The sequence below is a fragment of the Streptomyces sp. MZ04 genome, from assembly GCF_004684775.1.
In the GTDB taxonomy this organism is placed as follows: Bacteria; Actinomycetota; Actinomycetes; order Streptomycetales; family Streptomycetaceae; genus Streptomyces.
In genome coordinates this window covers 1-7601 of record NZ_SRIC01000352.1, presented here as the reverse complement: position 1 = coordinate 7601, position 7601 = coordinate 1, and the positions used below count along the sequence as shown (strand labels likewise).

General features: G+C 70.6%; 4 protein-coding genes and 1 pseudogene. 1 reads left to right on the top strand and 4 read right to left on the bottom strand.

All coding sequences use genetic code 11. From position 1 onward, the window contains the following. Positions 1-265: 265 nt before the first annotated feature. Positions 266-1270, top strand: a pseudogene (locus E2651_RS38800) (chitinase); the annotation flags it as partial. A gap of 29 nt (positions 1271-1299) precedes the next feature. Here the strand turns inward: E2651_RS38800 and E2651_RS38795 are convergent. The 4 genes from E2651_RS38795 to gabT form a co-directional block, all read right to left on the bottom strand. Then, on the bottom strand, positions 1300-2589 hold the full coding sequence (locus E2651_RS38795) for an McrC family protein (protein WP_245239484.1): 1290 nt from the start codon (positions 2587-2589) through the stop codon (positions 1300-1302). A gap of 5 nt (positions 2590-2594) precedes the next feature. Beyond that, entirely contained in the window at positions 2595-5084 is a 2490-nt protein-coding gene (locus E2651_RS38790; protein ID WP_245239483.1) for an AAA family ATPase, read from the bottom strand. 21 nt (positions 5085-5105) lie between these two features. After that, positions 5106-5690 carry a phosphatase PAP2 family protein gene (locus E2651_RS38785; RefSeq protein WP_348541698.1) on the bottom strand — a complete coding sequence of 195 codons (585 nt, stop codon included), beginning with the start codon at positions 5688-5690 and terminating at the stop codon, positions 5106-5108. Positions 5691-6205: 515 nt separating this feature from the next. Beyond that, positions 6206-7540 (bottom strand): 4-aminobutyrate--2-oxoglutarate transaminase, encoded by a 1335-nt coding sequence (gene gabT, locus E2651_RS38780; RefSeq protein ID WP_135335973.1) that lies wholly within the window; start codon positions 7538-7540, stop codon positions 6206-6208. Positions 7541-7601: the final 61 nt, after the last annotated feature.

Sequence of the window (7601 nt, the reverse complement as noted above, 5' to 3'; positions counted from 1 at the left end):
GGATGGAGCCGGGGGAGTAGCCGGGGCAGGGGAGCCCGGGGACACGGGAGTTGTTGAGGTCTTGACAGACGCAATGGTCTGGACCAAATTAAGCGCGACCCGCCCTCCAATCCCCCCATGCCCGGAGGCAGTTGTGGATCGTTCCTTGTCGCGCTCTCTGAGACGCCTCACCGTGGCCGCGGCCGCCGCCTGCGCGCTCGCCGCGTCCGGCCTTCCTGTCACGACAGCCGCAGCCGACACCGCACAACCGAAGGCCGCCGCCGACCATGCCCTCGTCGGCTATCTGCACACCAGCTTCGCCAACGGCTCCGGATACACCCGGCTCGCGGACACCCCCGACAGCTGGGACATCATCGACCTCGCCTTCGGCGAGCCGACGTCCGCCACATCGGGCGACATCCGCTTCGGCCTCTGCCCGCAGACCGAGTGCCCGAACGTGGAGACCAAGGACGAGTTCAAGGCCGCGGTCAAGGCCAAGCAGGCGGCGGGCAGGAAGGTCCTGATCTCCATCGGAGGCCAGAACGGCCAGGTGCAGCTCACCACCACACAGGCCCGCGACACCTTCGTGTCGTCCGTATCCGCGATCATCGACGAGTACGGACTCGACGGCCTGGACATCGACTTCGAGGGCCACTCCCTCTCCCTGGACGCCGGCGACACGGACTTCAAGAACCCCAAGACCCCGTCGATCGTGAATCTGATCTCGGCCGTGAAGACTCTCAAGGCGAGGTACGGGTCCGGCTTCACGCTCACGATGGCCCCCGAGACCTTCTTCGTGCAGCTCGGCCACCAGTACTACGGCACCGGCAAATGGGGTGGCCAGGACCCCCGTGCCGGCGCGTACCTGCCGGTCATCCACGCCCTGCGCGACGACCTCACCCTGCTGCACGTCCAGGACTACAACTCGGGCCCGATCATGGGCCTGGACAACCAGTACCACTCCATGGGCGGCGCGGACTTCCACATCGCGATGACCGACATGCTGCTCACCGGCTTCCCGGTGGCGGGCGACACGAACAACGCCTTCCCGCCGCTGCCGCCCCAGAAGGTCGCCATCGGCATGCCCGCCTCCACCAACGCGGGCAACGGCCACGTGCCGACGGGCGAGGTCGACAAGGCCCTGAACTGCCTGACCAAGGGCACCGACTGTGGCTCGTACCAGACGCATGGCAGCTGGCCGGACCTGCGCGGCCTGATGACGTGGTCGATCAACTGGGACCGCTACAACAACTGGGAGTTCTCGAAGAACTTCGACGCGTACTTCGGCTGACGCGACACCCCGGCCGGACCGGCGTGCCGTCAGGCAACCACCTGACCCCACAGCCGCGCCAGCGCCTCGCGCCACCCGGGGCCGCCCGACGCGCCGAGCAGCGACGGCAGATCGACCGGCACCGACCGCACCCGCGCCGACGTGCCCCCGTCCCAGCGCCGCACCGCGACGCTCGCCCGAGGTGCCGCCGCCCCGCCCGGGTGAAGCAGCACGCAGGTCGGGGTCTCGCCGGCCGGCTGCCGGGCGAGCGCGTGGGCGTACAGGAAGGCCTGGTAGAGGTCGGCGGTGCTGATCTTCCTGTCCTCGTAAAGCTTGTACTTCACGTCCACCGGGCGGCGCACCGGCTGCCCGTCCCCGCTCCCCGAGAGCAGCACGTCGGGCCGCACCTCGCTGTAGTGGCGCCCGCCCCGCTCGTCGTGCAGGACGCCGCGGTGGCGGCTCTGCCCGTGGACGGTGAAGCCGGATCCGGCGACGGCCGCGGCTTCGGTGAGCAGCCGGGTCGTGAACGACTCGAAGAGCGCGTTCATGTCGATCAGGAACGCGCGGGCGGCGAGCGGTCCGGTGCCGAACAGGTCGTCGACACCGCCGCCGGAGAGCAGCAACGCGGCCCAGCGGTGCGCGGCCCGGTAGGGGGCGTTGTGCCGGTGGTAGTCGAGCGCGGCGACGGCGGCCCGCAGGTCGCCCAAGGGGGTGGGGGCGTACCGCGCGAACTGCGCGGCGACCCGCCGCGCGCGGGCCCGCACGGCCGGGGCGCGGGTGGTGCGCGCGGCGAGGTCGGCGGCCGCCGCGCAGAGCCGGTTGTCCAGGATGTCCGCGTCGTGCTCGTCGAACCGGCAGGCAAGGCGGTCGATCCTGCCGTGATGCACCAGGAGTTGCCGCTCGGGCAGCAGCCGCCCCCGTACCGCAGGCAGATCCTCCTCCTGTTCTACGTAGTCCCGTCGCACCCCGCGCGCGAGGAGCCGTTCCCCGTGCTCCACGACGAGCAGCGCGACCAGGTCCCGCAGATTCGGCTCCCCGTCGGCGAACGTCCGCCCCGCGTCGAGCACCCCGGCGGAGCCCTCCGCGTACGCCAGCATGCGCAGCACCTCGAGCTCCTCGCCCAGGTACTTCGGGCGCACGCGGATCTCGCACGCGTCGAGCTGGATCACGCCGACATGCGGCCCCGCGGTCAACTGGAGCCGCCCATGGGCTAGTTCCTGGACGCCGAGCCGCTCGGCGAGCCGGGGATCGGCGATGCGGCGGCGGTCGGCCGGGGTGAGCCGGATGCCGTCGGCGGTGTGGCGGGCGTACTCGCGCAGGGTGATCACAGGTGGCGGCACCGGCGTCATTCCGTCCCGGTGTCGCCGCCGGTCCGGAACTCCGCGTAGAGCGCCGCCACCAGCGACTCGTCGTCGATCTCGCGCAGCGTGTGCGTCTCGGCGTCCACCAGGCCATCGCCGAGGAACGAGGCGAGCAGCGTGTAGTCGTCGTACGCGTACTCCTGGAGCAGCGGCAGGATCTCCGTGCGGATGATGTCGGCCAACTCCGCGACGGAGCCCACGGGTTCACCGTTCGGCAGGAAGAAGGCGTGCCCGATCTGCTTCTCGCGGTCGAGCTGCTCCCGGATCCGCTGGTTGAGGGAGTCCAGGAACGCCGCCAGGTGCAGCCGGTCGACGTGGAAGCCCTGCAACGGAGCGGAGTCGGGGAGGAGTTCGATGAAGGCGAAGCGGCGCCGGATCGCCGCGTCGAGCATCCGGATGGAGCGGTCCGCCGTGTTCATCGTGCCGATGAGGTGGACGTTGCGCGGGATGGCGAACGGGTCCCCGCTCAGCGGCAGCGTGAACGAGCGGCCCCGCTTGTCCTTCTCGAGGAGCGTGACCAACTCCCCGAAGATCTTGGGGAGATTGCCCCGGTTCAGCTCGTCGACGACCACGAGATACGGGTGATCCGGGTCGGCGGCCGCGGCGGCGCAGACCCGCTTGAACACCCCGTCCACCCGGTCGAGCGTGAGTCCCGAACCGCCCCCCTTGACCGGCCGGAACCCCTCGACGAAGTCCTCGTAGCCATAGCTCGGGTGGAAGGTGACGAGCGTCAGACGCCCCGCCCCGAAGCCCTCCACGGGCGCGGTGAGCAGGTCGAGCGCGGCGTCGAAGGCGTGGCTGCCCGGATCGGCATAAGGGTTCAACTCACCTATGCCTTGGGTGCGTTCGCCGAGCCAGCGCACCGCGAAGCGCAGTGCGGCGTATGTCTTTCCGGTGCCGGGCGGGCCGAACAGGACGGCCTGGCCGCGCCGGTCGAGGGCGTCGGCGATGCGCTGCAGGCCGGCGTCGAGGGGCTGGGCGGTGATCTTCTCTTCCTCGAGCCGCTCGCCGACGGTTTGAAAGAGCTGTGCGTCCTGGATCTGTGACCACAGTTTGGCCGGTACGTCCTTGACGGTCACGAAGCGCCAGGCGGGCTCCGCCTCCTTCAGCGGGACGGGTGTGGTGTCGGTCCATTCGACGCTCACCGTGTGCCGGTGGTCGGGGCGCTCGGGCCGCCACACATAGCCGTCGTCGGTGACCTCGCCGACGCCGACGATCTCACTGGTGCCGCGGTTGGCCACGACGATGTCGCCGGGGTGCAGCTCCATCAGCGTCCAGACCTCGTTCGCCTTCGCGCTGATCTTCGACTTGCTGCCCTCGTGGCGTTCGGCGTTCTGCGCGGCGAACGCCTGCTTGAACTCGTCCTTGTCCGCGAAGTCCCGCAGATCTCCGACCTCGTCCCAGCCGACGGCCACATAGCCGCCCGCCAGGCAGTCCTCCCACAGGGAAGCGTCACGGCCGGGGGCGATCTTCACGACGCGAGGCGGCCGGGTCGGCGCCGCCCACCAGTGGAGGAAGTGCGCCACCTGGTCGCGGGACCAGCCGTCGAAGCGCCCCGACCCGTCGACGGCCGAGGCGAGCAGCGCCCGCGTGGCGAAGACCCCGAGCTTGGCGGGCGCGGGCCGCCCGGTCAGGCGGGCGATGTAGTGCTTGACGTGGGGGAGGTGGTGGATGGGCAGCGTGGCGTCGGGGGCGTAGACGCGCAGGGTCTTGGAGATGAGGTGGCCGTTGCCCGAGCGCACCGACTCGATGCCGTCGATGTCGGCGACCCGGCCCTCGCGCGCCGCCGCGACCGCCGCGCGGATACCCGCGCGCACCGCCGTCCAGGCCTCGTTCTCGTCGGCGTAGCGCTCGTCGTGGTACCAGGTTCGGCTCTGCTTCCGGTACGTGACCAGGTGCCCCTTGGTGAAGGCGCCGCGCCCGCTGCCCAGGGCCTCCGCCTCGAACTCGGCGCGGTAGCAGTACGGCTTGTCGCCCTGCCCCATCGCATAGCGGTCGAGTGTGAGGTGTTGCCAGTCGTCCCAGGGGAACGCCTCACGGATGGCATCGGCCTGCTGCTCGGCGAGGGCGAGCCGGTCCGCGAACAGGGCGGGCTCGAAGGCGGCGAGCGCCTCGTCGAGGGACCAGTGCCGCAGCTCCTTGGCCTGCGCCTCGTTCACCGGCGCGAAGGCGCAGGAGCAGAGGTGGGTGACCGGTCTGCCCTGCTGGTTGAGGAGGCCGATCCGCTGCGCGTACCCGGCACGTGCGGCGGTGTCGGCCGCGGGGCCCGCGTCGAGCAGCCGGCGCCAGGTGAGCCCGTCGGGATCGTCGAAGCGGGGCAGCGAGCCGGAGTCCGTGAGATGCGGGCACGCGGGGTCGTGGTGGAGCTTGGTGCCCTGCTTCGGCAGGAGTACGTGCCCCCGGGACGGGGACAGTGCGTACTCCCGCCGCTCGTAGGGGACGAGTACTCGCTCCGTCACTGTTCCTGCGGTCACCGCGTCCCCTTCGAACTCGCCCTATTCCCCGGCCGGTTCACACTCCTCGGCCGGCCCACGACCGTACCGCGCGATCACGATCACCATCACCTGCAGCACCATCCCGAACAGCAGCCAGCCGGCCACCACGTCCAGCGGCCAGTGGTACCCGCGCCGCACAAGACCGAGCCCGACCGCGAAGTTCAACAGGGCGCAGGCGATGACCAGTTCACGTCGGGCGTACGTGCCGCGCAGGTGCGGAAGCAGGAGCAGCGCCGCCCCGCCGTAGGCGACCAGGGCGGTGGCGGTGTGGCCCGAGGGGTAGAAGCCGCCGCCGTCCATGCCGGGCGGCCCGGTGCGGTCGACGATGACCTTGAGCGGGATCACCAGCGCCGGGACCGCCGCCATCGCCACGGCGGCGGTCAGCGGGGCGAGCCACCAGCGGAAGACACCGTCGATCCGGCCCCGCCAGGCGGTCCAGGCGACGACGGCGCCGAGCACGGGCGCGGCGATGGCGATCCCGCCGAGGTCGGCGAGGAACTCGGCGGCGCCGTCCGGGAGGCTGCTCCCGGTGATCCAGGGGCCGAGCCGCTCGTCCGCGTCGCGGAGGGGGCCTTCGGCGATCACCTGCCAGGTGAGGATCGCGAAGAGCAGCGCGCAGAGGGAAATAAAAAGGGCCGGCCACCTCGGAACAGGGGGGGTAGTTCCGAAGTGGCCGGGCTGATCGGCGAACCGCGCGCCCCGGGGGGTTTGGGGCGAGCGGCCATCCGATCGGTGAGGAGTTCCGAAGCCAGAAGCTCCGGGTGTGTGCGCGAGGGCACGACCAAGACGGGGCTGGGGAGGCTCCGTCCCGGTGTCGCCCACAGTCCCCTGTGGGCGGGGTGTTTCTTCCATCTGCAGAAACCGTACGTCAGGTGGTGACGGGCCGACAGGCGGAACGGCAACCCGGCATGGGTCCCGCACACGTTCTTCACACGCCCTGACGGTCACCCCAGGTCACGGGATTCTCACCGCACGGGGTGCACACACGTCAGGGCATGTGCGGATACATACGGAGCCGGGATCTTCCCGCTATGGGATGATCCCGGCTCCATTGACCGCTATCGGCGGCGGCCGCCGTGGTTCGGCCGCCGCCGACAGCGTCAGATGCGGGCGAAAGCCGCCTCGATGATGTCCAGGCCCTCGTTGAGGAGGTCGTCGCCGATCACCAGCGGCGGCAGGAAGCGCAGGACGTTGCCGTACGTGCCACAGGTGAGGACGAGCAGGCCCTCCGCATGGCAGGCCTTGGCCAGGGCGCCGGTCGCCTCCGGGTTCGGCTCCTTGGTGGCGCGGTCCTTGACCAGCTCGATGGCGATCATGCCGCCACGGCCGCGGATGTCGCCGACGATGTCGTACTTCTCCGCGATGGCGGAGAGGCGCGACTTCATCGTCGCCTCGATCGCCTTGGCCTTGCCGTTGAGGTCGAGCTCCTTCATCGTCTCGATGGAGCCGAGCGCACCGGCGCAAGCCACCGGGTTGCCGCCGTAGGTGCCGCCGAGGCCGCCCGCGTGCGCGGCGTCCATGATCTCGGCGCGGCCGGTGACGGCGGCGAGCGGCAGACCGCCCGCGATGCCCTTGGCGGTGGTGATCAGGTCCGGGACGATGCCCTCGTCCTCACACGCGAACCACTGGCCCGTGCGGCAGAAGCCGGACTGGATCTCGTCCGCGACGAAGACGATGCCGTTGTCGTTGGCGAACTGCACGATCGCCGGCAGGAAGCCCTTGGCCGGCTCGATGAAGCCGCCCTCACCGAGCACCGGCTCGATGATGATCGCGGCGACGTTGTCCGCCCCGACCTGCTTGGTGATCTGGTCGATGGCCTGCTTGGCGGCCTCGGGACCGGCGTTCTCCTCGCCCGTCGGCCAGCGGTAGCCGTACGCCACCGGGACGCGGTAGACCTCGGGCGCGAACGGCCCGAAGCCGTTCTTGTACGGCATGTTCTTGCTGGTCAGCGCCATCGTCAGGTTGGTACGGCCGTGGTAGCCGTGGTCGAAGACGACGACGGCCTGGCGCTTGGTGTACGCACGGGCGATCTTGACGGCGTTCTCGACGGCCTCGGCGCCGGAGTTGAAGAGCGCGGACTTCTTCTCGTGGTCACCCGGCGTCAGCTCCGCGAGCTGCTCGGCGACGGCGACGTACCCCTCGTACGGCGTGACCATGAAACAGGTGTGGGTGAAGTCGGCGAGCTGCGCGGTCGCGCGGCGCACGACGGCCTCGGCGCTCGCACCGACCGACGTCACGGCGATGCCGGAGCCGAAGTCGATGAAGCGGTTCCCGTCGACGTCCTCGATGATGCCGCCACCGGCACGCGCCGCGAACACGGGCAGCACGGAACCCACCCCACCGGCGACCGTGGCGGTCCGGCGGGCCTGCAGCTCCTGGGACTTCGGCCCGGGAATGGCGGTGACGACGCGGCGCTCCTGCGGAATTTCGGTCATGGAGGGCTCCTGGGGGTGGGGGCGTTACGGACGCACTGTTGCTTTCTTCGCAGGTTAGGGC